Here is a 24,162-nt window from a genome sequence, read left to right on the forward strand (position 1 = left end):
CTCGCGTAATAATGACCGTGGATGAGTCTGTGAGAGCCACCGCGTGTCAGAAGAAAACGACGATAAAACAGAAGACCCCACACCCCAACGGTTAGAAAAGGCCCGGGAAGAGGGGCAAATTCCGCGTTCCCGCGAATTAACCTCGCTGTTGATCCTGCTGGTGGGCGTCTGCGTCATTTGGCTTGGCGGGGAGTCCCTCGCCCGGCGGTTAGCCAGTTTGCTCTCCTCCGGCCTGCGTTTTGATCATTCGATTATCAACGATCCCAATCTGATTCTGGGGCAGATAATCCTGCTACTGAAAGAGGCGATGCTGGCGCTGATGCCGCTGATTGTTGGCGTGGTGGTGGTGGCGCTGGTGGCTCCGGTGATGCTCGGCGGGCTGGTGTTCAGCACTAAATCGCTGGCGTTCAAACTCGACAAACTTAACCCGCTGCCGGGGATTAAGCGCATGTTCTCGGCGCAGACGGCGGCGGAACTGATGAAAGCGGTGATGAAATCGCTGCTGATGGGCAGCATGGCCGGGCTGTTCTTGTGGCTGCACTGGCCGGACATGATGCGGCTTATCAGTGAATCACCGCTGGTGGCGATGGGCAACGCGCTGAATATGGTCGGTTTTTGTGCCCTGCTGGTGGTGCTGGCGATTATCCCAATGGTGGGATTTGACGTCTTCTGGCAGATCTACAGCCACCTTAAAAAGCTGCGCATGTCGCGCCAGGACATTCGCGATGAATTTAAGCAGAGCGAAGGCGACCCGCACGTGAAGGGGCGCATTCGCCAGATGCAGCGCGCAGCAGCGCGGCGGCGAATGATGGCGGACGTCCCGAAGGCGGATGTCATCGTTAATAACCCGACGCACTATTCGGTTGCGTTGCAGTACGACGAAAACAAAATGAGCGCCCCGCGCGTGGTGGCAAAAGGTGCCGGGCTGGTGGCGCTGCGTATTCGTGAACTGGGCGAAGAAAACCGCGTACCGATGTTAGAAGCCCCACCGCTGGCACGTGCGCTCTATCGTCACGCGGAAGTGGGGCAGCAAATTCCCGGTCAGCTGTATGCCGCTGTGGCGGAAGTGCTGGCCTGGGTCTGGCAGCTAAAACGCTGGCGTCTGGCGGGCGGAACGCCGCCGAAAAAACCTGATAACCTGCCGGTGCCCGAGGCGCTGGATTTTTTGAATGAGAAGGACTCTGATGGCTAATCTGGCTGCAATGCTGCGTCTGCCCGGCAATTTTAAATCGACCCAGTGGCAGGTTCTCGCCGGGCCGGTGTTGATCCTGCTGATTTTGTCGATGATGGTGCTGCCGCTGCCCGCATTCGTTCTCGACCTGCTGTTTACCTTCAACATCGCGCTGTCGATTATGGTGCTGCTGGTGGCAATGTTCACCCAGCGGACGCTGGAGTTTGCCGCCTTCCCAACCATTCTTCTCTTTACTACGTTGCTGCGTCTGGCGCTCAACGTGGCATCAACACGTATCATCCTTATGGAAGGGCATACTGGCGGCGCGGCGGCGGGGAAAGTCGTGGAAGCCTTCGGCCACTTCCTGGTCGGTGGTAACTTTGCTATCGGTATCGTGGTGTTCATCATTCTGGTGATTATCAACTTTATGGTGATCACCAAAGGTGCCGGACGTATCGCTGAAGTGGGCGCGCGCTTTGTGCTGGACGGCATGCCCGGCAAACAGATGGCGATTGACGCGGATCTCAACGCTGGGATCATCGGCGAAGAAGAGGCTAAAAAGCGCCGTAGCGAAGTGACGCAAGAAGCCGATTTCTACGGCTCGATGGACGGGGCAAGTAAGTTTGTGCGCGGCGATGCCATCGCCGGGATCCTGATCATGGTCATTAATATCATCGGTGGCCTGCTGGTGGGGGTTTTACAGCACGGGCTGCCGATGGGCAAAGCGGCGGAATCCTACACCCTGTTGACAATCGGTGACGGCCTTGTGGCGCAGATCCCGGCGCTGGTTATCTCTACCGCAGCGGGCGTGATTGTGACCCGCGTCAGCACCGAGCAAGATGTGGGTCAGCAGATGGTCGGCCAGCTGTTCAGCAACCCGCGCGTGATGATGCTCAGTGCCGCGGTGTTAGGCCTGCTTGGGCTGGTGCCAGGGATGCCAAACTTTGTCTTCCTGCTGTTTACTGCTGCACTGCTCGGGCTCGCCTGGTGGCTGCGTGGACGCGAAATGAAAGCACCGGAACCGGCACCGCAAACCAAACCCGTGGAGAACACGCAGGCGGTTGAGGCCACCTGGAATGATGTACAGCTGGAAGACACGCTGGGCATGGAGGTCGGCTATCGCTTGATCCCAATGGTGGATTTCCAGCAGGACGGCGAACTGCTGGGGCGTATTCGCAGCATTCGTAAAAAATTCGCCCAGGAAATGGGCTTCCTGCCGCCGGTGGTGCACATCCGCGACAATATGGATCTACCGCCTGCGCGCTATCGCATTTTGCTTAAAGGTGTTGAGATTGGCAGCGGTGAGGCTTATCCGGGGCGCTGGCTGGCGATTAACCCCGGCACGGCAGCGGGTACGCTGCCCGGCGAGGTGACGGTCGATCCCGCATTCGGGCTGGCGGCGATTTGGATTGAGAATGCATTAAAAGAGCAGGCGCAAATTCAGGGCTTTACAGTGGTAGAGGCCAGTACCGTGGTCGCCACACATCTTAACCATTTGATAAGCCAGCACTCTGCGGAGCTGTTTGGGCGTCAGGAAGCACAGCAACTGCTGGATCGCGTCACCCAGGAGATGCCAAAACTGACGGAAGATCTGGTACCGGGCGTGGTCACGCTCACCACGCTGCACAAGGTGCTGCAGAATCTGCTTGATGAAAAAGTGCCGATTCGCGATATGCGCACCATTCTGGAGACGCTGGCGGAACACGCGCCGGTGCAGCACGATCCGAATGAGCTGACGGCGGTGGTGCGCGTAGCGCTGGGGCGGGCTATCACTCAGCGCTGGTTCCCTGGCAGCGATGAAGTGCAGGTGATTGGCCTGGATGTGCCGCTGGAACGTCTGTTGCTGCAGGCATTACAGAGCGGCGGCGGCCTGGAGCCGGGGCTGGCGGATAGATTACTGGCGCAAACCCAGGAGGCGCTGGCGCGTCAGGAGATGCTCGGCGCACCGCCGGTGCTGCTGGTGAATCATGCATTGCGTCCGCTGTTGTCGCGCTTCTTACGCCGCAGCCTGCCGCAACTGGTGGTGCTCTCAAGCCTGGAACTCTCGGACAACCGTAATATCCGCATGACCGCGACGATTGGTGGTAAATGATGATGAAGTCGCTGCTGTTATTGTGTTTGCCCCTTACCGTTCACGCAGCAGGTGAGGGGGCCTGGCAGGCCAGCCGCGCGGGAATGACGCTGAACTATCGTGGTGAAGCGGCATCCTCTCTACCGCTGAGTGCGACTCAGCCTGTCGCGGGCAAAATGACGCTGGTCGCGTGGCGCTATGAGCTTATCGGGCCGACGCCTGCTGGTTTACAAACGCGCCTGTGCTCATCAACGCGCTGTGTCGAGCTGGACGGTCAAAGTGGAACGACACACGCGTTCAATAGCGTGACTGCAATGGAATCACTGCGCTTTATCTGGCAAGTGCCCGGAGGCGGTAGGTTGATTCCGCCACTGAAAATTCGTCGTTACGAGGTGATTGTGAATTATCGCTAGTTGTGCTTTCTTTCGCCATCTGCCTCGCCAATCTGTAGCGCGTCTCGCATTTCTGGTCCCTTCTTTTGATTGAAAAGAAACGTTGTTTTATAAATCAGTGAAGCACGTGCCACCACTCTTTGCATTTTTGCCAGTGAATGGATTCCGCTGGCAATAATGGAAAGGTATCAAGCTTTGCATGATTTTACTGTAGCCGTGTCAGTCCTCCCTTTGCATGTCAGGGGGGCTTTTAAAAAGCACAGGATCCACGGCGATGAAAACACGAAAAATTGGATTAGCTAACTACCTTGCCTACGGGTCAGGGGATTTTCTCGGCGCAGGCACCACTGCGTTAACGGCAGCCTGGCTGCTCTATTTCTACACCACCTTTTGCGGCTTGACGCCGATTGAAGCCACGTTCATTTTTGCGACGGCACGCGTGCTTGATGCCGTTGTCAGTCCGCTGATGGGCTTCTTAACCGATAACTTTGGCTCGACCTGGCTTGGAAAACGCTTTGGTCGTCGTAAGTTCTTTATTCTGCTCGGCATTCCCTGCGTCTTCAGCTACTCCTTCATGTGGGTCGGCGATATGGGATTCTGGTATTACCTGCTGACGTATCTGATCTTCGATATTGTCTACACCATGATTCTGGTGCCGTATGAAACGCTGGTGCCGGAAATGACCGACGACTTCAAACAGAAAACCAAGTTCTCCGGCGCGCGTATTTCTATGGCGCAGATGTCGGCGATTCTGGCCTCTTTCCTGCCGGGTATTCTGCTGACCACCTTCGGCAAAGACAACGCCATCTCCTTCTTCTACGCAAGTCTGGTCTTCTCGGTGCTGTGCGCGATGATGCTGACATTTGTCTGGTTCTTTACCTGGGAGCGCCCGCGTGAAGAGTGGACGGAAGCTGCGCTGCGTGCGGAAGAGGAGAAAAAACACCTGACGTTTGCGCAGAGCATGAGCCGGTTGATCACCGAACTGACCTCTACGCTGCGGATAAAAATTTTCCGCCAGCACCTGGGAATGTACCTCGGTGGCTATATCGCGCAGGACGTTTTTAACGCGGTGTTTACCTACTACGTCGTCTTTGTGCTGATGCAGGAAGCCTCCGTGGCCTCTAATCTGCTGGGCACCATGGCTATCTTCCAGTTTATTGCGGTTATCGCCATGATCCCGCTGTGCATCCGCTTCGGGCCTGCGCCGTCTTACCGCATGGTGGTGGTGCTGTTTGGTCTGGGTTCACTCTCTTACGCGATGCTTTATTACGCGGGTATGAGCGACGTCTATTCTCTGTTGCTGCTGATCTCAGCGATTGCCGGGTTGGGACGCGGTGGTATCAACTATGTGCCGTGGAACACTTATACCTACATTTCTGACGTTGATGAGGTAATTACCGGCCAGCGCCGTGAAGGGATCTTCGCGGGCATCATGACGCTGACGCGTAAAGCATCTCAGGCGGGCGCGGTAATGCTGGTGGGTATCATCATGCAGATGTCGGGTTTCGTCTCCGGGCAAAAAGTTCAGCCGCCGGAAGTGAGCCACACCATCCTGATGATCTTAAGCTTCGGCACCATTCTGGTATTGGCCTGTGGCTTCCTTGTCTCCCTGCGTTTCAAACTGAATCTGAAAACGCACAGCGTGCTGCGTGAAGAGACGGCGAAAATGCGTGAGTCTGGCCGCACGATGCCGGAAAGCATCACTCCGGATGCTCGCGCTACGGTCGAAATGCTGGCAGGGATGCCCTATGAATCCCTGTGGGGCAACAACAATATTGGTTATTTGAATCGTAACAAACCTGCTGCGCCATCGCTTAAGCAGGGTGTCACATTGAATTCGACTTATCACAGAGGTTAATGGATATGAAAGTTTGGCCGGTAAAACACAGCGCGTTATTACGTCAACCTGAGCGTTTTATCTCCCGGGAAGAACTGAAGGCTTTGATCCAGACGGTGACCAACAATCTGGTCAACATTAAGGATGAAACCGGTCAGTTCCTGCTGCGCCTCGACGATGGCCGCGTGATTGATACCAAAGGTTGGGCAGGTTGGGAGTGGACGCACGGCGTCGGTCTGTACGGTATTCATCAGTACTTCCAGCAGACCGGCGATGTGGCGATGCGTGACATCATCGACAACTGGTTCGCCGATCGCTTTGCCGAGGGGGCAACCACCAAAAACGTCAACACTATGGCACCGTTCCTGACGCTGGCGTATCGCTATGAAGAGACCGGTAATCCGGCGTATCTGCCGTGGCTCGATAGCTGGGCTGAGTGGGCGATGAACGAAATGCCGCGTACCAATCACGGCGGCATGCAGCACATTACGCTGGCGGAGGAAAACCATCAACAGATGTGGGATGACACGCTGATGATGACCGTACTGCCGCTGGCGAAAATTGGTAAATTGCTCAATCGACCGGAATATGTTGAAGAGGCGGTCTATCAGTTCCTGCTGCATGTACAGAATCTGATGGATCGGGAGACCGGTCTCTGGTTCCATGGCTGGACTTACGATGGTCAGCATAACTTCGCCAACGCCCGCTGGGCGCGCGGCAACAGCTGGCTGACGATTGTGATCCCTGACTTCCTGGAACTGGTGGATTTGCCGGAAAACAACGCCGTGCGTCGTTATCTGGTGCAGGTGCTGAATGCGCAGATTGAGGCGCTGGCGAAATGCCAGGACGAAAGCGGGCTGTGGCACACGCTGCTCGACGATCCGAACTCTTATCTGGAGGCGTCTGCAACGGCGGGGTTTGCCTACGGGATCCTCAAAGCCGTGCGTAAGCGCTACGTGGGGGCAGAGTATGCGGACGTGGCGGAAAAAGCGATTAAAGGGATTGTGAAACACATTTCGCCGGAAGGGGAACTGCTGCAAACCTCATTTGGCACCGGGATGGGTTCGAATCTCGATTTCTATCGCGAGATCCCGCTGACGTCTATGCCGTATGGGCAGGCGATGGCGATTTTGTGTCTGACGGAGTATCTGCGCAAGTATTTTTGATTGGGTAACGTGCCGGATGCGCTTTGCTTATCCGGCCTACCGGGACGGTGCCTATTTTGTCGCCCACATCCGGCAAGAATAACGCGCACCAGGCTGCAATTAAAAAACCCGGCTTTCGCCGGGTTTCTTTGTTACATCCGTTCTACCGTCTCAATACCCAACGTATCCAGACCGGTTTTCAGCGTTTTCGCCGTCAGCAACGCCAGTTTCAGACGGCTGTTACGAATAGATTCGCTTTCAGCGGTCAGGATCGGGCAGTGCTCGTAGAAGCCAGAGAACAGACCTGCCAGGTCATACAGGTAGGCACACATGACGTGCGGTGTACCTTCACGCGCGACCACATTGAGGGTTTCTTCGAACTGCAGAAGGCGTGCGGCCAGCTGGGCTTCACGATCTTCTTTAATCTCAACCGTTGCGTTCAGCAGCTCGCGCTCTTCCATTCCTGCTTTACGGAACACGGAAAGCACGCGGGTGTAGGCATACTGCATATACGGCGCAGTGTTCCCTTCGAACGCCAGCATGTTGTCCCAGTCGAAGATGTAATCGGTGGTACGGTTTTTAGAGAGATCCGCATATTTCACCGCGCCGATGCCGACTGCATTGGCCAGTTTTTCCAGCTCTTCAGCTGGCATATCCGGGTTCTTCTCGGCGACCAGACGACGGGCACGTTCCAGCGCTTCGTCCAGCAGATCTGCCAGTTTAACGGTACCGCCGGCGCGGGTTTTGAATGGCTTACCGTCTTTACCCAGCATCATACCGAACATGTGGTGTTCCAGCGGTACGGACTCCGGTACATAACCGGCTTTACGTACGATGGTCCATGCCTGCATCAGGTGCTGATGCTGACGGGAGTCGATGTAGTACAGCACGCGGTCGGCATGCAGGGTTTCATAACGGTATTTCGCGCAGGCGATATCGGTGGTGGTGTAGAGGTAGCCGCCATCCTTTTTCTGAATGATGACGCCCATAGGTTCACCTTCTTTGTTCTTGAACTCGTCAAGGAACACCACGGTTGCGCCTTCGCTCTCAACGGCCATGCCTTTCGCTTTGAGGTCAGCAACGACGCCCGGCAGCATTGGGTTGTAGAGGCTTTCACCCATCACGTCATCGCGGGTGAGTGTCACGTTCAGACGGTTATAGGTGATCTGGTTTTGGGTCATGGTGATATCGACCAGCTTGCGCCACATCTCGCGGAAGTATTCATCGCCGCTCTGCAGTTTCACCACGTAGCTACGCGCGCGCTCGGCAAACGCTTCGTCTTCGTCGTAGTGTTTTTTCGCATCACGATAGAAACCTTCGAGGTCAGCCAGCTCCATTTCGCCAGCGTTTTCCTGCTGCTGTTTTTCCAGCCACGCGATCAGCATGCCGAACTGGGTACCCCAGTCGCCGACGTGGTTTGCGCGGATCACTTTGTGGCCCAGCAGTTCCAGGGTACGCACCGAGGCATCACCGATAATGGTGGAGCGCAGGTGACCCACGTGCATCTCTTTCGCCACGTTAGGCGCAGAGTAGTCAACCACGATGGTTTGTGGTGCAGGCTGGGTAATGCCCAGACGATCGGAAGCCAGCGCGTTGTTGACGTGCTCGGCCAGGAAGGCCGGATCGAGGAAAATATTGATAAATCCCGGGCCTGCGATTTCAACTTTGCAGGCGACACCGGTAAGGTCGAGGTGAGACAGGACCTGCTCTGCCAGTTGTCGCGGCGCCATGCCCAGTTTTTTCGCAACCGCCATCACGCCGTTAGCCTGATAGTCGCCGAACTGTACTTTTGCTGACTGACGAACCTGTGGTTCGCAATCGGCAGGCGCGCCTGCCGCAATCAGGGCCTGGCTAACCTTTTCTGAGAGAAGAGCCTGAATATTCACCGAAATACCTTACATTGAAAGACGTGGCATCCCGTTAAGAGCCGCGTCGGGTGTGGATAAATTAAGGCGGGAGTATACTGCATTTGCCTGATGGCGTCAGCATCAGGGACGCGTTACAAACCGTCAGATGCGCCTGCACGATTAATGAATAACCACTCATGTCGCCGCCGATCTTGGTTCACCGCGAACAACAGGGTAGATTAGCGCCTTTATTGCAAACGGGAGTGGGAAAATGGCTAACTGGCAGACAATTGAAGAACTGAATGATATTTCCGCGGATCTCCCGCGTTTCGTTCAGGCGTTAACAGATCTTTCCACTCGCCTGGGATTGAATATTGCGCCGCTGGATGCTGACCATATTTCGCTTCGCTGCCATCAAAATGTCACTGCTGAGCGCTGGCGTCGTGGCCTGGAACAGTGTGGAGAACTGCTCTCGGAAAATATGATCAATGGCCGTCCCATCTGCCTGTTTAAACTGCGAGAACCTGTGTGCGTGGCGCACTGGCAATTCAGCGTGGTCGAGCTTCCCTGGCCGGGCGAAAAGCGCTATCCCCACGAGGGTTGGGAGCATATTGAAATTGTGCTGCCGGGAGAACCGGAAACCTTAAATGCCCGCGCGTTAGCGCTAATGAGCGATGAAGGGCTAAGCCAGCCGGGGATTGTTGTAAAAACCAGCTCACCGAAAGGGGAGAAGGAGCGCCTGCCCAATCCGACCCTGGCCGTGACCGACGGTAAAGTCACCCTCAAATTTCATCCCTGGACGATTGAAGCGATCGTAGCCAGCGAACAGGCAGTGTAACAATGTGAAGTGACGCGGGGTCTGGATCCGCGAACCGTGTCATGATCCGCCCGGTTTTGAGTTATGGAGAATCGAATGACAGTGCTGGAGATATGCTGTTACAGCATGGAGTGCGCGCTGAGCGCAGAAAAAAACGGTGCCGATCGCATCGAATTGTGTGCCGCGCCGCTGGAAGGTGGGCTGACGCCTTCTTATGGTGTGTTGAAATCCACGCGAGAGCAGGTGTCGATTCCGGTACATCCGATCATTCGCCCGCGCGGCGGGGATTTTTGCTATACCGACGGTGAGTTTCAGGCGATGCTCAATGATGTGCGTACCGTTCGCGAGCTGGGTTTCCCCGGCCTGGTGATTGGCGTGCTGGATGAAGACGGTCACGTTGATAGCGCGCGGATGCAGCAAATTATGGCGGCGGCGGGGCCATTAGCGGTGACTTTTCATCGCGCGTTTGATATGTGCGCAGATCCCCTGCAAGCCATTGATACGCTGGCAGAACTGGGTGTGGCACGCGTGCTGACCTCCGGGCAAAAAGCGTCAGCGGAAAAAGGTCTTGCATTAATTCGGGAACTTATTGCCCGTGCCGATGCTCCAATCATTATGGCGGGGGCAGGAGTCAGGGCCAGCAACCTTGAACTGTTTCTTGAGGCGGGTGTGAAGGAAGTTCACAGCTCTGCCGGGCAGTGGATCCCCTCGGCAATGCGTTATCGTAATCCGGGGCTCTCCATGTCAACAGACCCGGACGCGGATGAGTACTCACGCTATGCTGTCGACGCCGCCGCCGTTGCGCAAATGAAGGCGATTATCGCACACCACGCCGACTAACCGATTTTTACCGCGCATCATGTCGCCCAATATGATGTTTGCTTGTACCAGGCCCCTGCCCATTCAACAGGGGCCTTTTTTTATCTGCCAATCCGCGCGACGCGGCAATATTTGACAGTGTACATAAATGTACAAATGCACTAATATTGTTCGTATATTAATAGTGATTAATGCCACGAAGTCGCAGGAGGATATATGGCAAGCGTGCACAAGCAGCATGAAAAAAGTGCAATTGATACCAGCAAAGCGCTGCCCGTGGTGTTCCGTATCCTCGATAAATGGCAATGCACCACCGATGAACAGTTAAAACTGCTGGGGGTGAGCTCACGTTCAACATTGAACAAATATAAAGAAGTAAGCGGGGGCATTCGTTTAAGTGCGGACACGCTTGAGCGGATGAGCTACATCCTCAATATTCATAAGTGCCTGCGCGTGTTGTTCACCGCGGAAGACAGTATTTATGGCTGGGTGCGTAAACCCAATAATCATCCTTTCTTCGCCGGGCGTTCGGCAATGGACGTGATGAGCGGAGGTCGGGTTGCCGACCTTTACGAAGTTGCCACACGCCTTCAGGCCTGGCGAGGGGGGATGGCTTGATTAATGACGCCCCCATCTTCACCACCTTCAAAAGCGCAACGGCGTATCGCATTATCCCCAGCCGTTATCCCACTATCGATTTATTTGAAGATGTTGCCAGTAATGATGAATTAGAAGCCGTATGGGCAGTCGAAGCCATTACCAACGAGCGGTTGCAGGAACAAGTGGGCACGTTATCAAGAGTGCCAAAACAAGACTGGCTTGTTGGCGTCCATGGCTGTAGCTATGTTATGGCGGCGTTTACGCATGTGAACCCGGAAGGCGCACGTTTCACCACCGGGGATTTCGGCGGGTATTACTGCGCGCCGCAGCTTGATACGGCGGTGAAAGAGACGGTGTACCATCAGGAGCGTATTTTTGGTTACACCAATGAGCCGGCGCAGAAAGTTCAGATGCGGGTGCTTTACACGGAGTTTAATGCCACGCTGGTGGATATCACCCAGGAGCCTTACCTCTCATCTTCGATTTATCATGCCACTGATTACAGCCAGTCGAAGGCCTTTGCGCAGCAACAGAAGGCGCAAAATGTGGACGGCATTCACTATTGTTCCGTCCGCCATGTCGGACACAGCTGTTATGTGCTGTATCGGCCTTGTCTGGTAACGAAGATCCTTCAGACCGAGCACCTGGAATATCACTGGAACGGCAGATCGATTTCCAACATTCTCAGCATCCGGTTGTACGGAGATTAGTGGTGCGGTATTGCGGTGGGTGAAATGTCGGATGCGGCTCCGCCTTATCCGACCTACGATGCTTCGTAGGCCTGATAAGCGCAGCGCATCAGGCATGGTGCAGGCGGTGAATTTTCGGATGCGGCTTCGCCTTATCCGACCTACGATACTTTGTCGGCCTGATAAGCGCAGCGCATCAGGCGTTGCGAAGGACTTAAGGTTTTTTGGCAATCAACACCGCGCGCAGCGGAGCCGGATAACCTTCAATCGTTTTGGTCGGATCGTTCGGGTCAAGGAAGTCGGCCAGTGACTCGGTTACCATCCACTCGGTACGACGCTGTTCTTCCGTGGACGTTACGGACATATCCACAATACGCACATCAACAAAGCCGCATTTCTCCAGCCAGTTTTTTAATGCCGGGGCAGAGGGGATGAAATAAACGTTACGCATCTGCGCGTAGCGATCGCCGGGCACCAGCACCGTATTTTCGTCACCTTCAACCACCAGCGTTTCCAGCACCAGTTCACCTTCGCTCACCAGTTGATCTTTCAACTGCCAAAGGTGTTCCAGCGGCGAGCGGCGATGATACAGCACGCCCATTGAGAACACGGTATCAAAGGCTTTCAGCGCCGGAAGTTGCTCAATGCCGAGCGGCAACAGATGCGCGCGTTGGTCGTTTCCCAGCAGTTTGCGTACGGCTTCAAACTGACACAGGAATAACTGGGTAGGGTCGATTCCCACCGCCAGATGCGCGCCCGCGCCAATCATGCGCCACATGTGATAACCGCTGCCGCAGCCGACGTCCAGAATGGTGCGCCCGGTCAGGTCTGAAAGGTGCGGCAGCACGCGTTCCCATTTCCAGTCAGAGCGCCATTCGGTGTCAATATTCACGCCATAAAGTGAATAGGGGCCTTTGCGCCACGGCATCAGGTTGCGCATTAACGTATCAATGCGTTTGATTTGCCCGTCGCTGAGCGGCGTTTCACTCTCGGCGGTCACGCTGTGCAGCAGATCCAGTTTCCACGGGGTGATTTCGGGCAGGAACTCAACGGCGTTTGACCACTGCTTAAACAACCCGTGCTGATCGCGCTGCCAGGCGGCAATCTGCGCAGGGAGGGTTTCCAGCCAGTGGGAGAGGTGATTTTTCGCAATCAGCTGGTAAAAATTGCCGAACTCAATCATGCCGCCGCTCCCGCTTTCAACGCCACCAGTGAACCGAAGTTGAAACACTGGAACCACAATTCGCTATGTTCAAACCCGGCCTGGCTCAGACGTGCTTTATGGGTTTCGACGGAATCGGTGAGCATCACGTTTTCCAGCATGCTACGTTTCTGGCTGATCTCCAGTTCACTGTAGCCATTGGCGCGTTTGAAATCGTGGTGCATGTTGAACAACAGTTCACCGACGGTCGCATCTTCGAAGCTGAATTTTTCCGACAGCACCAGCGCGCCACCCGGATTCAACCCTTTGTAGATTTTGTTCAGTAGCGCCTGACGTTCAGCGGGTTCAAGGAATTGCAGAGTGAAGTTGAGCACCACCATCGAAGCGTTCTCAATCTCGATATCACGAATATCACCCTCAATCACCTCAACCGGCGTTGGCGCTTTATAAGCATCAATGTGGCGACGGCAGCGTTCCACCATCGCCGGCGAGTTATCCACCGCGATAATCTTGCTGCTCTCATGGGCAATGTTTCGGCGAATGGAGAGCGTTGCCGCACCCAACGAGCAGCCGAGATCGTAGACATTGGTTGCCGGCTGCACAAAGCGTTCCGCCAGCATGCCGATCATTGAGATGATATTGGAGTAGCCGGGGACGGAGCGTTGGATCATATCCGGGAAGACTTCGGCTACCCGTTCATCAAAGGTCCAGTCGCCGAGACGGGCAATTGGCGCAGAAAAAAGCGTGTCGCGGTGAGACATAACGTAAAATCCGAAAAAACGAAAACGGCGTATTGTGCGCTAACGGAGTGAGAAAACCAACTCCCACGGCAGATACCACAGATTTGCCAGCACCATGAGCAGAAGCGAAATGTAGGTCGCGCTCATGCCAGAGCGACGCCAGCGAAAGAGGCGATGATGAAAACCATAGTAATGCATTAAACGGCCTGCCAGCAGCAAAATACCGCACAGGTGAACCATCCAGGTTTCCGCACCGTTCATTTCCATAAATAGCAACAGAATCACGCCGATGGGGATATATTCCACCGCGTTACCGTGAATACGAATCGCGCTCTGCAGTTCGCTAAAACCGCCGTCACCGTATGCGACGCGATATTGCATACGCAGACGAACGACATCGAAGGAAAACTTGATTAACAACAGTGCGGCCAGTACGGCATAAAGCGCACTTACCATACAAACTCCCTTTCTCGCTGGCAGATGGCATTCACTATGATAGGTAGGATTATCAAAAAAGAGAAGATTGTTGTGGGATCGCGGGTGCAGAACCGATTTCCGGCAGAGCCGTTTGCAGGTCATGCCAGAGCGCGTCAACCAGCTCCAGCGCCTGGGCAATATCGGGTGTATGTAAAAACAGATAAGGTGTGGTGGCGGTTGTCCATTCGGGGAGTTTCTTCAACCATGCGGCAAAAAATGCCTGATTCTGCGCCATATCATCGCTACCGATAAACCGGACCATCGGATTTTGGGCGGTGACAATGGCGTGCACCGGCACTTTCGGTTTCTTACGCTGGGCGTCAACAATAGCCTCGCTGTGCGGCACGGCGGCATGCACCGGGCGACTGTCGAGAACAGTGCGATTGACGCCGCGTACTATCAACCCGCGATTCAGTAGCTGCTCGGCGTCGCCTTTATCGAAAAACTGTGGATGGCGCACCTCTATACCGTAGGTGAAATTTTTCGGCAGGCTATCGAGGAAAGCCCACAAAACCGGGAGATCCTGTGGGCCAAACGTAGCGGGCAACTGGAGCCAGTATTGCCCAATCCTGTCTTCCAGCGGCGACATCCGCTGGAAAAATTCTGTCGTCAGGTCACCGCAGTGGCGGAGTTTTGCTTCGTGGGAAATGGTCGCCGGAAATTTAAAACAGAAGCGAAAATCATCGCGCGTTTGCTCGCGCCAGCGGGTGACGATTTCCGCTTTCGGTAGGGCATAGAGCGTGGTATTGCCCTCGACGCAATTAAAGTAGCGGGCATAATCCTCCAGCCCGCTGATGCCCAGGCGTCCCCATTTGGGATGTGACCACTGCGGCAGACCGATGTAAATCATAGTGCCTGAACTATCTCCTCAGTGCTGCGCACGCGGGCGATGCGCGGGAAAATATGCGTCATGCTGCCCTGGTGTTGCTCCGAACTGGCGGCGCTACAGGCGTCTTCAGCGATGATCAGATTAAAGCCCAGTTCCCAGGCGTTGCGCGCGGTGGATTCCACGCCAATATTGGTGGAAATGCCGCACAGAATAATGGTGTCGATACCGCGACGGCGCAGCTGTAATTCCAGGTCGGTGCCATAAAATGCGCCCCACTGGCGTTTTGTCACTTCGATATCGCTCTCGTGTTTGCCAAGCGCCTGCGGATAGGCCCACCAGTTGTCTGGCAAAGCATGCGCGCCCGCCTGTGCATCAACCGGTTGTTTCAGCGCCTCAGCAAAATCAGCAGACCAGCCCACGCGCACCATCACTACCGGCGAACCGGCTGCGCGGCTCTTTTCCGCCAGTCTAGCCGCGCGGGTGACGACATCACTCGCAGAATGGGGGCCACCGGCAAAAGGCAAAATGCCTTCCTGCAGGTCAATAATCACCAGCGCGGTTTTTTTCGCATCAATATTCAACATCACGTTTCTCATCTAAACAGGCAAACAGAGCAATACCTTACGACGCCTGAGCGGTTATCAGCGGGTTCTATTTTGTTAATTTTTGTGAGTCTGCGCAATAAGCGTTCAGCAAACGTGCGTATAAAGCGCGCCGGGCTTATCGCCAGCGAGAATTTCCAGTATAATAGCCCCCTTTTTTCATCCAGTAGTGACATTCAGCTAAAGCTGCGACAGTTGTGCCTGCGGCTAAGTTAAGGGATATCTCATGCGTACAGAATATTGCGGACAGCTTCGACCGTCCCACGTTGGGCAGCAGGTGACTCTGTGTGGTTGGGTCAACCGTCGTCGTGATCTCGGTAGCCTTATCTTCATTGATATGCGTGACCGCGAAGGCATCGTGCAGGTGTTTTTCGATCCGGATCGTGCCGATGCATTAAAGCTGGCCTCCGAACTGCGTAATGAGTTCTGCATTCAGGTCACCGGCACCGTGCGTGCGCGTGACGAGAAAAACGTCAACGCCGACATGGCCACCGGTGAAATCGAAGTGCTGGCGTCTGATCTGACCATCATCAACCGTTCAGACTCACTGCCGCTGGATTCAAACCACGTTAACACCGAAGAAGCGCGTCTGAAGTACCGCTATCTCGACCTGCGTCGCCCGGAAATGGCGCAACGCCTGAAAACCCGCGCGAAAATCACCAGCTTCGTACGTCGCTTTATGGACGACCACGGTTTCCTCGATATCGAAACCCCGATGCTGACCAAAGCGACCCCGGAAGGCGCGCGCGATTACCTGGTACCGTCTCGCGTACACAAAGGTAAATTCTACGCGCTGCCGCAGTCTCCGCAGCTGTTCAAACAGTTGCTGATGATGTCCGGTTTCGACCGCTACTATCAGATTGTAAAATGCTTCCGTGACGAAGACCTGCGTGCTGACCGTCAGCCGGAGTTCACCCAGATCGACGTTGAGACCTCCTTCATGACGGCACCGCAGGTGCGTGAAGTGATGGAAGCGATGGTGCGTCAGTTATGGCTGGAAATCAAAGGTGTGGATCTGGGTGATTTCCCGATCATGACCTTCGCCGAAGCTGAACGCCGTTACGGTTCCGATAAACCGGATCTGCGTAACCCGATGGAGCTGGTGGACGTGGCTGACCTGCTGAAAGACGTTGAGTTTGCAGTCTTCGCCGGCCCGGCAAACGACCCGAAAGGCCGCGTTGCTGCGCTGCGTGTACCGGGCGGTGCTGCACTGACCCGTAAGCTCATCGACGAATACGGCAACTTCGTGAAGATCTACGGCGCGAAAGGTCTGGCTTATATTAAAGTTAACGAACGTGCTAAAGGTCTTGAAGGCATCAACAGCCCGGTGGCGAAATTCCTGAATGCGGAAATCGTAGAAGCGATTCTTGAGCGCACCGGCGCACAAGATGGCGACATGATCTTCTTCGGCGCGGACAACAAAAAAGTGGTTGCCGATGCGCTGGGCGCACTGCGTCTGAAACTGGGTAAAGATCTTAACCTGACCGACGAGTCCAAATGGGCACCGCTGTGGGTTATCGACTTCCCGATGTTCGAAGACGACGGTGAAGGCGGCCTGACGGCGATGCACCACCCGTTCACCTCGCCGAAAGACATGACCGCTGACGAACTGAAAGCGGCGCCGGAAGACGCGGTAGCCAACGCGTACGACATGGTTATCAACGGCTATGAAGTGGGTGGCGGTTCCGTGCGTATCCACCGTGGCGAAATGCAGCAGACCGTATTCGGCATTCTGGGGATCAACGAACAGGAACAGCGCGAAAAATTCGGCTTCCTGCTCGACGCCCTGAAATACGGTACGCCGCCGCACGCGGGTCTGGCATTCGGTCTTGACCGTTTGACCATGCTGCTGACCGGCACCGATAACATCCGTGACGTTATCGCCTTCCCGAAAACCACGGCAGCCGCTTGTCTGATGACCGAAGCCCCAAGCTTCGCGAATCCGGCTTCTCTGGCGGAACTGAACATTCAGGTCGTGGCGAAGGAAGCAAAAGAGTCTGCGGAGAACAAGTAATATGTCATTCAAGCGTCCCGTTTCGATTCTCGTGGTGATTTATGCCGAGGACACGAAGCGGGTGCTGATGCTACAGCGGCGCGATGATCCTGATTTCTGGCAGTCGGTTACCGGCAGCGTGGAAGAGGGGGAAACCGCGTCGCAGGCCGCCGCGCGTGAAGTAAAGGAAGAGGTCTCTGTCGATATTTTCGCGGAGCGTCTGAATCTTATGGATTGTCAGCGTACGGTGGAGTTTGAAATTTTCAGTCATTTACGTCATCGCTATGCACCGGGCGTCATGCGCAATACCGAATCCTGGTTTTGCCTTGCGCTCCCTCACGAACGGGAGATCGTGTTCACTGAACATTTGACCTACCGCTGGGTTAATGCTGTGGACGCCGCGGCATTAACCAAGTCGTGGAGCAACCGGCAGGCGATTGAAGAGTTTGTAATTAACGCCGCCTGATAGGGCGCGCTTTTTGAGGAAATATTTATGGCAGGTCATAGTAAATGGGCCAACACCAAACACCGCAAAGCGGCACAGGATGCCAAGCGCGGTAAAATCTTCACCAAAATCATTCGTGAGCTGGTAACGGCTGCTCGTCTGGGCGGCGGCGATCCGGGTTCCAACCCGCGTCTGCGTGCGGCAATCGATAAAGCGCTGTCTAATAACATGACGCGTGATACCCTGAACCGTGCTATCGCACGTGGCGTGGGCGGTGATGATGATGCGAACATGGAAACCATCATTTATGAAGGTTATGGCCCTGGCGGTACTGCGGTTATGGTTGAATGTCTGTCTGACAACCGTAACCGTACCGTTGCGGAAGTGCGTCACGCATTCACCAAAACCGGTGGCAACCTGGGCACTGATGGTTCCGTTGCTTACCTGTTCAGCAAAAAAGGCGTGATCTCCTTCGAGAAAGGCGACGAAGATGCGATCATGGAAGCGGCGCTGGAAGCCGGTGCAGAAGACGTTGTGACCTTCGACGATGGCGCAATCGACGTCTACACCGCGTGGGAAGAGATGGGCGCAGTCCGTGATGCGCTGGAAGCCGCTGGCCTGAAAGCCGATGAAGCCGAAGTCTCCATGATCCCATCCACCAAAGCAGACATGGACGCAGAAACGGCGCCAAAACTGCTGCGTCTGATCGACATGCTGGAAGATTGTGATGACGTGCAGGAAGTCTACCATAACGGTGAAATCTCTGATGAGGTAGCAGCGACTCTGTAATGGAGCCGTTCACTCAACAACCGGAGGTGCGTGTTGTCGATAATTCTCGGGATTGACCCCGGCTCACGCATCACCGGTTACGGCGTCATCCGCCAGGTTGGCAGGCAGCTTACCTATCTCGGTAGCGGCTGCATTCGAACCAAAGTGGATGACCTGCCGTCCCGCCTGAAGCTTATTTACGCTGGCGTCAGCGAAATTATCACCCAGTTTCAGCCTGATTATTTTGCCATTGAGCAGGTCTTTATGGCGAAGAACGCCGACTCCGCGTTAAAGCTGGGGCAGGCGCGCGGCGTGGCGATTGTCGCGGCGGTGAATCAGGATCTCCCGGTGTTTGAGTACGCTGCCCGTCAGGTTAAGCAAACCGTCGTAGGTATCGGTAGTGCGGAAAAAAGCCAGGTGCAGCACATGGTGCGCACGTTGCTGAAACTGCCCGCGAATCCGCAGGCTGATGCCGCCGATGCGCTGGCGATTGCCATCACCCACTGCCATGTCAGCCAGAATGCGATGCAAATGAGCGAATCGCGGCTGAATCTGGCGCGTGGGCGGCTGCGTTAGTTATAGCGTCTCAGCCAGTTCTGGCTGAGACGTTTCTATCCCTTTTGCATCAATCAGCACTAAATTCGGATGATGCCACAAGCTGGCTGGTGTCACGGTTTTTCGCTCCCATGGAATTGAACCCAGAAACCAGAATTTCCAGAAGGTGAGTTTGGCGTTCGGGTTAACGGATAATAATTTACTGAATGATTCAATATCTCCGACATTTATCGATAAGGCATGTTTATAAATATCAAACACAAATTTTGAGCAAAATTGGCGGGAAGAGTCGTAATTAAAGCCAGTATGATAAAGTTTATGTAATCGGGAGGGGACTTGCTCAATAAGCGCTTTTTTTTGTGATTCGTCCAGGCCACCTTTTAGGCGTTTTATCGCAAAACGATGGCAGGCTGAACGTGCAATAAATCGGGTTAAGGTGGTCGTGGTGGAGAGTGGAACGCGGCTTTCAGCAACCAGATAGTCACTTCCATCGTGACCAATTATTATTCCGACGTGATTACACCAACACTGCGAGGCTTCTGATATTTGACCAAACAGACGTGTTCCTATTGTTGTAAAAACAATATCGCCTACTTCATATTTCTCAGATTTATAAAATTCCATTGTACAAGTCCCTTATTTTCACAAACGATATAGTGAATAACACAAATTGCAATGAGCAGAAAGCCTTGTGCACGTTTTTTATTAATACATAATTTTGTTAAATGGTAATAGTAAGAAGATTTTATTTCCTGATGAATATTTTATCATCGGAGGTACAGACAATGGCGGTGGTGATGCTAGTTTCTGCTTTTTCTTCATCCCTCGCTGGATATCTATCCAGCATTTTTTTATGATACACCTTTGTATCAGAGCCATTAACGCAGGAGCGTCATGTGATAGGCAGACTCAGAGGCATCATCATTGAAAAACAACCCCCGTTAGTACTGCTGGAAACGGGCGGCGTCGGCTATGAAGTCCATATGCCGATGACCTGCTTCTATGAGCTGCCGGAAGCGGGGCAGGAAGCCATCATTTTCACCCACTTCGTGGTGCGCGAAGATGCCCAACTGCTGTACGGCTTTAACAACAAACAGGAACGTACCCTGTTTAAAGAATTGATTAAGACCAATGGCGTAGGGCCTAAACTGGCGCTGGCCATCCTCTCCGGTATGTCGGCGCAGCAGTTCGTCAATGCCGTTGAGCGCGAAGAACTTGGCGCACTGGTGAAACTGCCGGGCATTGGTAAAAAAACCGCCGAGCGTTTGATTGTCGAAATGAAAGACCGCTTCAAAGGTCTGCACGGTGACCTGTTTACCCCTGCCGCTGACCTGGTGCTCACCTCTCCGGCAAGCCCGGCGACGGATGATGCAGAGCAGGAAGCGGTTGCCGCGCTGGTGGCACTGGGCTATAAACCTCAGGAAGCCAGCCGGATGATCAGCAAAATTGCGCGTCCGGATGCCAATAGCGAAACATTGATCCGCGAAGCGTTACGCGCTGCGCTGTGAGGTAGAGGATGATTGAAGCAGACCGTCTGATTAGTGCAGAAAGCACGCTGCCGGAAGATTTAGTAGACCGCGCAATCAGGCCAAAATTACTGGAAGAGTATATTGGCCAGCCGCAGGTGCGATCGCAGATGGAAATTTTCATTCAGGCCGCGAAACTGCGTGGCGACGCGCTCGACCATCTGCTGATTTTTGGCCCACCGGGGCTGGGTAAAACCACGTTGGCTAATATTGTCGCCAATGAAATGGGCGTGAATTTGCGTACGACCTCCGGCCCGGTGCTGGAGAAAGCAGGCGATTTGGCGGCGATGCTAACGAATCTCGAACCGCATGATGTGCTGTTTATCGATGAAATCCATCGACTGTCACCCGTGGTGGAAGAGGTGCTCTATCCGGCGATGGAGGATTATCAGCTCGACATCATGATTGGCGAAGGCCCGGCGGCGCGCTCGATTAAAATTGATTTGCCGCCCTTTACGCTGATTGGTGCGACTACACGGGCGGGGTCATTAACATCACCGCTGCGCGACCGTTTCGGTATTGTTCAACGTCTTGAGTTTTACCAGGTGCCTGACCTGCAACATATTGTTGGTCGTAGCGCTCGCTTTATGGGGCTTGAGATGAGCGAAGAGGGCGCGCTGGAAGTGGCGCGCCGCGCGCGTGGTACGCCGCGAATCGCCAACCGCCTGCTGCGTCGCGTTCGCGACTTCGCGGAAGTGAAGCATGATGGCACCATTTCAGCGGATATCGCCGCGCAGGCGCTGGATATGCTCAATGTCGATGCGGAAGGCTTTGATTATATGGACCGCAAGCTGCTGCTGGCGGTGATCGATAAATTCTTCGGCGGCCCGGTGGGGTTAGATAACCTGGCGGCGGCAATTGGCGAAGAGCGGGAAACCATTGAAGATGTGCTGGAGCCCTACCTGATTCAGCAGGGCTTTCTGCAACGTACGCCGCGAGGACGTATGGCGACGGTGCGCGCCTGGAATCACTTTGGCATTACGCCACCGGAAATGCCCTGAGAACCGTGTCGGATAGCGATGCTCGCGCATCTTATCCGACCTGCACAACCGTATTCCCAGGCCGGATAAGGCGAAGCCGCATCCGGCGTCTCAACGGTTCACTGAGCCTGCTTTTTCATCATACTGAAAATAAACAGCACTGCTGCACACAGGACGACTGACGGGCCAGCCGGTGTATCATAAAACGCCGAGAAGGTCAGGCCACCGGTAACCGCAATCATCCCTACGCCAACGGCGATGCTCGCCATTTGCTCCGGCGTTCGTGCAAAACGACGCGCCGTCGCGGCAGGGATAATCAACAATGACGTGATAATCAATGCGCCGACAAACTTCATTGCCACGCCGATGGTTAACGCCGTCACCAGCATCAACAGCAGCTTCACGCGCTGAAGCTTGACGCCATCAACAAACGCCAGGTCCGGGCTGATAGTCATCGACAGCAGGTTACGCCACTGCCAGAAGAGGATTGCGAGCACAATAACGACGCCAATGGCAATGGAAATCAGATCTTCTGGCGTCACCGCCAGCAAATCACCAAACAAATACGCCATCAGATCCACGCGGATATTCGACATCAGGCTGACAACCACCAGACCCAGCGACAGCGCACTGTGGGCCATAATCCCCAGTAAGGTATCGACCGCAAGGTGAGGGCGTTTTTCCAGCCATACCAGCCCGCCGGCTAAAAACAGCGTCACGGCGATAACCGCATAGAAGGGATTTACATCCAACAGTAACCCAAACGCCACACCTAATAATGACGCATGGGCGAGCGTGTCACCGAAATAGGACATGCGGCGCCAGACCACAAACGAACCCAGCGGGCCAGCGGCGCACGCCAGCATCATCCCGGCCAGCCAGCCGGGCAGTAACAATTCAATCATGAGTGACCATTTCCCCGACGCAAAACGATACGACCCTGTAAATCGTGGCGATGGTTATGCTGATGACGGTAGATACCCAGTTGTTCTGCGCCTCGCGGGCCGAACATGGAGATAAATTCAGGGTGCATAGACACCACGTCCGGCGTGCCGGAACAGCAAATGTGATGATTCAGGCATAAAACTTCGTCAGTTTTTGCCATCACCAGATGCAGATCGTGCGAAACCATAAGCACCGCACAGTCCAGTTCCTGACGTAGCTGGTTAATCAGATCATACAGCGCGACCTGACCGTTAACGTCGACGCCCTGCGTCGGTTCATCCAGTACCAGCAATTGCGGGCTGTTGAGCAGCGCACGCGCCAGCAGAACGCGTTGCGTCTCGCCACCGGAGAGTTTCTGCATCGGGGCGTTAAGTAAATGACCGGCCTGTACACGCTTCAGCGCCGGAAGGATATCCGCTTTTTTAGTTGCCGGGTGCAGGCGTAAAAAACGCTCTACGGTTAATGGCAGTGTGGCATCAAGGTGTAATTTCTGCGGCACGTAACCGATGCGCAATTTGCTTTCGCGCTTGATCACGCCTTCATTGGGTGCTACCAGCCCTAATACCACGCGTACCAGTGTCGACTTACCCGCCCCGTTCGGTCCGAGCAACGTCAAAATGCGTCCTGGCCTGAGAGCCAGTGAAATGTCAGACAGCACGCGGCGCTGGCCGAATGAGACCGAAACATTTTCCAGTGTTACAAGATTCGTCATAGCAATTAAGGGTTGCACAAGTGAGTGAATGTTATAATATCACATTCCACTTATTCATTACGATTATCAGACGCATTATGTTACAGAAAAATACGCTTCTTTTCGCTGCTTTATCGATTGCGTTGAGCGGTGCCGCCGTTCAGCGCGCTGACGCGGCTGTTGTCGCTTCCCTCAAACCGCTTGGATTTATCGCTTCAGCTATCACCGATGGCGTCACCGAAACGCAGGTTTTACTCCCTGACGGCGCGTCTGAGCATGATTATTCGTTGCGTCCTTCAGATGTAAAACGCTTACAGAACGCGGACTTAGTCGTGTGGATTGGGCCGGAAATGGAAGCTTTCATGAATAAGTCAGCGCAAAGCATTTCCGATAAAAATAAAGTCACCGTTGCCCAGCTTGATGGTGTGAAACCGTTGCTCATGAAAGGTGGTGATGACGACGATCATGACCATGAGGGTGACCACGATCACGCAGCCCATGAGAATGAAAAAGGTGACGCACATCACCATCACGGCGACTACAACATGCATCTGTGGCTCTCGCCAGAGATAGCGCGGCTGTCAGCGGTTGCAATCCATGACAAATTAGTGGAACTTATGCCGCAGAGTCGAGCCAAACTCGACGCCAACCTGAAGGATTTTGAGGCACAATTAGCCGCAGCCGATAAAGAGGTTGGCAACGAGCTGGCACCGCTGAAAGGGAAGGGGTATTTCGTTTTTCATGACGCCTATGGCTACTATGAAAAACAGTACGGTTTAACGCCGCTTGGCCACTTTACCGTAAACCCTGAAATCCAACCCGGTGCGCAGCGTTTACATCAAATCAGAACACAGTTGGTTGAGCAAAAAGCAACCTGCGTTTTTGCTGAGCCACAGTTCAGGCCAGCGGTCGTTGAAGCGGTGGCCCGGGGAACTTCTGTGCGTATGGGCACGTTAGATCCTCTGGGTACGAACATTCAATTGAGCAAAGAGAGTTACGCGACGTTTCTTCGTCAACTCGCGAACCAATATTCGAGCTGCCTGAAAGGAGATTAATGAGGA

25 protein-coding genes are annotated in these 24,162 nt (G+C 54.4%); 16 read left to right on the forward strand and 9 right to left on the reverse strand.

Annotation, left to right across the window (positions count from 1 at the left end):
* Nucleotides 1-43: 43 nt before the first annotated feature.
* From flhB to bglB, 5 genes are all read left to right on the forward strand, one after another.
* On the forward strand, nucleotides 44-1,192 hold the full coding sequence (gene flhB, locus ACOXYR_RS07765; RefSeq protein ID WP_015964003.1) for a flagellar biosynthesis protein FlhB: 1,149 nt from the start codon (nucleotides 44-46) through the stop codon (nucleotides 1,190-1,192).
* Nucleotides 1,185-3,263: a flagellar biosynthesis protein FlhA gene (flhA, locus tag ACOXYR_RS07770; protein ID WP_421355347.1), complete on the forward strand. Its 2,079-nt coding sequence runs from the start codon at nucleotides 1,185-1,187 to the stop codon at nucleotides 3,261-3,263. The genes flhB and flhA overlap by 8 nt, the downstream gene beginning before the upstream one ends.
* The gene (gene flhE / locus ACOXYR_RS07775; protein ID WP_108475384.1) at nucleotides 3,263-3,655 is read left to right on the forward strand and encodes a flagellar protein FlhE; all 393 of its coding nucleotides are present in this window, start codon (nucleotides 3,263-3,265) and stop codon (nucleotides 3,653-3,655) included. Before flhA ends, flhE begins: the two co-directional genes overlap by 1 nt.
* Before the next feature lie 253 nt (nucleotides 3,656-3,908).
* Nucleotides 3,909-5,492, forward strand: a complete 1,584-nt coding sequence (locus ACOXYR_RS07780; protein ID WP_113857118.1) for an MFS transporter — start codon at nucleotides 3,909-3,911, stop codon at nucleotides 5,490-5,492.
* 5 nt (nucleotides 5,493-5,497) lie between these two features.
* Nucleotides 5,498-6,637 carry a beta-galactosidase BglB gene (gene bglB, locus ACOXYR_RS07785; protein WP_421355346.1) on the forward strand — a complete coding sequence of 380 codons (1,140 nt, stop codon included), beginning with the start codon at nucleotides 5,498-5,500 and terminating at the stop codon, nucleotides 6,635-6,637.
* Between the two features lie 131 nt (nucleotides 6,638-6,768).
* Here the strand turns inward: bglB and argS are convergent, their stop codons facing one another.
* Nucleotides 6,769-8,502 (reverse strand): arginine--tRNA ligase, encoded by a 1,734-nt coding sequence (argS, locus tag ACOXYR_RS07790; protein WP_113857115.1) that lies wholly within the window; start codon nucleotides 8,500-8,502, stop codon nucleotides 6,769-6,771.
* Nucleotides 8,503-8,734: 232 nt separating this feature from the next.
* On the opposite strand from argS, the gene ACOXYR_RS07795 reads away from it, so the two are divergent.
* From ACOXYR_RS07795 to ACOXYR_RS07810, 4 genes are all read left to right on the forward strand, one after another.
* A complete protein-coding gene (locus ACOXYR_RS07795; RefSeq protein WP_113857114.1) occupies nucleotides 8,735-9,301 on the forward strand; it encodes a VOC family protein in 567 nt (188 codons plus the stop codon).
* A gap of 75 nt (nucleotides 9,302-9,376) precedes the next feature.
* The gene (cutC, locus tag ACOXYR_RS07800; protein ID WP_189622918.1) at nucleotides 9,377-10,120 is read left to right on the forward strand and encodes a copper homeostasis protein CutC; all 744 of its coding nucleotides are present in this window, start codon (nucleotides 9,377-9,379) and stop codon (nucleotides 10,118-10,120) included.
* Nucleotides 10,121-10,315: 195 nt separating this feature from the next.
* Entirely contained in the window at nucleotides 10,316-10,717 is a 402-nt protein-coding gene (locus tag ACOXYR_RS07805) for an MbcA/ParS/Xre antitoxin family protein (RefSeq protein ID WP_350436221.1), read from the forward strand.
* Nucleotides 10,714-11,409 carry an RES family NAD+ phosphorylase gene (locus ACOXYR_RS07810; protein ID WP_421355345.1) on the forward strand — a complete coding sequence of 232 codons (696 nt, stop codon included), beginning with the start codon at nucleotides 10,714-10,716 and terminating at the stop codon, nucleotides 11,407-11,409. Before ACOXYR_RS07805 ends, ACOXYR_RS07810 begins: the two co-directional genes overlap by 4 nt.
* A 193-nt stretch (nucleotides 11,410-11,602) precedes the next feature.
* Here the strand turns inward: ACOXYR_RS07810 and cmoB are convergent, their stop codons facing one another.
* The 5 genes from cmoB to ACOXYR_RS07835 are packed head-to-tail and all read right to left on the reverse strand — an operon-like array spanning nucleotide 11,603 to nucleotide 15,180.
* Nucleotides 11,603-12,571 carry a tRNA 5-methoxyuridine(34)/uridine 5-oxyacetic acid(34) synthase CmoB gene (gene cmoB / locus ACOXYR_RS07815; protein ID WP_113857110.1) on the reverse strand — a complete coding sequence of 323 codons (969 nt, stop codon included), beginning with the start codon at nucleotides 12,569-12,571 and terminating at the stop codon, nucleotides 11,603-11,605.
* Complete coding sequence (cmoA, locus tag ACOXYR_RS07820) at nucleotides 12,568-13,311, reverse strand: carboxy-S-adenosyl-L-methionine synthase CmoA (protein WP_108475289.1); 744 nt, start codon at nucleotides 13,309-13,311, stop codon at nucleotides 12,568-12,570. Before cmoA ends, cmoB begins: the two co-directional genes overlap by 4 nt.
* Nucleotides 13,312-13,350: 39 nt before the next feature.
* Complete coding sequence (locus ACOXYR_RS07825; protein WP_113857109.1) at nucleotides 13,351-13,746, reverse strand: MAPEG family protein; 396 nt, start codon at nucleotides 13,744-13,746, stop codon at nucleotides 13,351-13,353.
* Nucleotides 13,747-13,798: 52 nt separating this feature from the next.
* Nucleotides 13,799-14,617, reverse strand: coding sequence for a DUF72 domain-containing protein (locus ACOXYR_RS07830; protein ID WP_421355344.1), 819 nt, complete (start codon nucleotides 14,615-14,617; stop codon nucleotides 13,799-13,801).
* Nucleotides 14,614-15,180 carry a hydrolase gene (locus ACOXYR_RS07835; RefSeq protein ID WP_421355343.1) on the reverse strand — a complete coding sequence of 189 codons (567 nt, stop codon included), beginning with the start codon at nucleotides 15,178-15,180 and terminating at the stop codon, nucleotides 14,614-14,616. The genes ACOXYR_RS07830 and ACOXYR_RS07835 overlap by 4 nt, the downstream gene beginning before the upstream one ends.
* 244 nt (nucleotides 15,181-15,424) lie before the next feature.
* On the opposite strand from ACOXYR_RS07835, the gene aspS reads away from it, so the two are divergent.
* The 4 genes from aspS to ruvC are packed head-to-tail and all read left to right on the forward strand — an operon-like array spanning nucleotide 15,425 to nucleotide 18,980.
* Complete coding sequence (aspS, locus tag ACOXYR_RS07840; RefSeq protein ID WP_108475293.1) at nucleotides 15,425-17,212, forward strand: aspartate--tRNA ligase; 1,788 nt, start codon at nucleotides 15,425-15,427, stop codon at nucleotides 17,210-17,212.
* 1 nt (nucleotide 17,213) lies between these two features.
* Nucleotides 17,214-17,657, forward strand: coding sequence for a dihydroneopterin triphosphate diphosphatase (gene nudB / locus ACOXYR_RS07845; RefSeq protein ID WP_108475294.1), 444 nt, complete (start codon nucleotides 17,214-17,216; stop codon nucleotides 17,655-17,657).
* 27 nt (nucleotides 17,658-17,684) lie between these two features.
* Nucleotides 17,685-18,425 (forward strand): YebC/PmpR family DNA-binding transcriptional regulator, encoded by a 741-nt coding sequence (locus ACOXYR_RS07850; protein WP_108475295.1) that lies wholly within the window; start codon nucleotides 17,685-17,687, stop codon nucleotides 18,423-18,425.
* Between the two features lie 33 nt (nucleotides 18,426-18,458).
* Entirely contained in the window at nucleotides 18,459-18,980 is a 522-nt protein-coding gene (ruvC, locus tag ACOXYR_RS07855) for a crossover junction endodeoxyribonuclease RuvC (RefSeq protein WP_006176048.1), read from the forward strand.
* On the opposite strand, the gene ACOXYR_RS07860 is transcribed toward ruvC, so the two are convergent.
* Nucleotides 18,981-19,583, reverse strand: a complete 603-nt coding sequence (locus tag ACOXYR_RS07860; protein ID WP_421355342.1) for a YebB family permuted papain-like enzyme — start codon at nucleotides 19,581-19,583, stop codon at nucleotides 18,981-18,983.
* Nucleotides 19,584-19,855: 272 nt separating this feature from the next.
* Here ACOXYR_RS07860 and ruvA point away from each other — a divergent pair, with 272 nt between their 5' ends.
* Nucleotides 19,856-20,467, forward strand: coding sequence for a Holliday junction branch migration protein RuvA (ruvA, locus tag ACOXYR_RS07865; protein WP_108475297.1), 612 nt, complete (start codon nucleotides 19,856-19,858; stop codon nucleotides 20,465-20,467).
* 8 nt (nucleotides 20,468-20,475) lie between these two features.
* The gene (gene ruvB, locus ACOXYR_RS07870) at nucleotides 20,476-21,486 is read left to right on the forward strand and encodes a Holliday junction branch migration DNA helicase RuvB (RefSeq protein WP_108475298.1); all 1,011 of its coding nucleotides are present in this window, start codon (nucleotides 20,476-20,478) and stop codon (nucleotides 21,484-21,486) included.
* Nucleotides 21,487-21,584: 98 nt separating this feature from the next.
* Here the strand turns inward: ruvB and znuB are convergent, their stop codons facing one another.
* Together znuB and znuC are read right to left on the reverse strand one after the other, a co-directional pair.
* Complete coding sequence (znuB, locus tag ACOXYR_RS07875) at nucleotides 21,585-22,370, reverse strand: zinc ABC transporter permease subunit ZnuB (protein WP_350436217.1); 786 nt, start codon at nucleotides 22,368-22,370, stop codon at nucleotides 21,585-21,587.
* On the reverse strand, nucleotides 22,367-23,122 hold the full coding sequence (znuC, locus tag ACOXYR_RS07880) for a zinc ABC transporter ATP-binding protein ZnuC (protein WP_108475387.1): 756 nt from the start codon (nucleotides 23,120-23,122) through the stop codon (nucleotides 22,367-22,369). The genes znuB and znuC overlap by 4 nt, the downstream gene beginning before the upstream one ends.
* 77 nt (nucleotides 23,123-23,199) lie before the next feature.
* Here znuC and znuA point away from each other — a divergent pair, with 77 nt between their 5' ends.
* Nucleotides 23,200-24,156 carry a zinc ABC transporter substrate-binding protein ZnuA gene (gene znuA / locus ACOXYR_RS07885; protein ID WP_146745458.1) on the forward strand — a complete coding sequence of 319 codons (957 nt, stop codon included), beginning with the start codon at nucleotides 23,200-23,202 and terminating at the stop codon, nucleotides 24,154-24,156.
* Nucleotides 24,157-24,162 lie beyond the last annotated feature (6 nt).

Origin of the sequence: Pseudocitrobacter faecalis, assembly GCF_965231525.1 — a bacterium.
GTDB classification, from domain to species: Bacteria; Pseudomonadota; Gammaproteobacteria; order Enterobacterales; family Enterobacteriaceae; genus Pseudocitrobacter; species Pseudocitrobacter faecalis.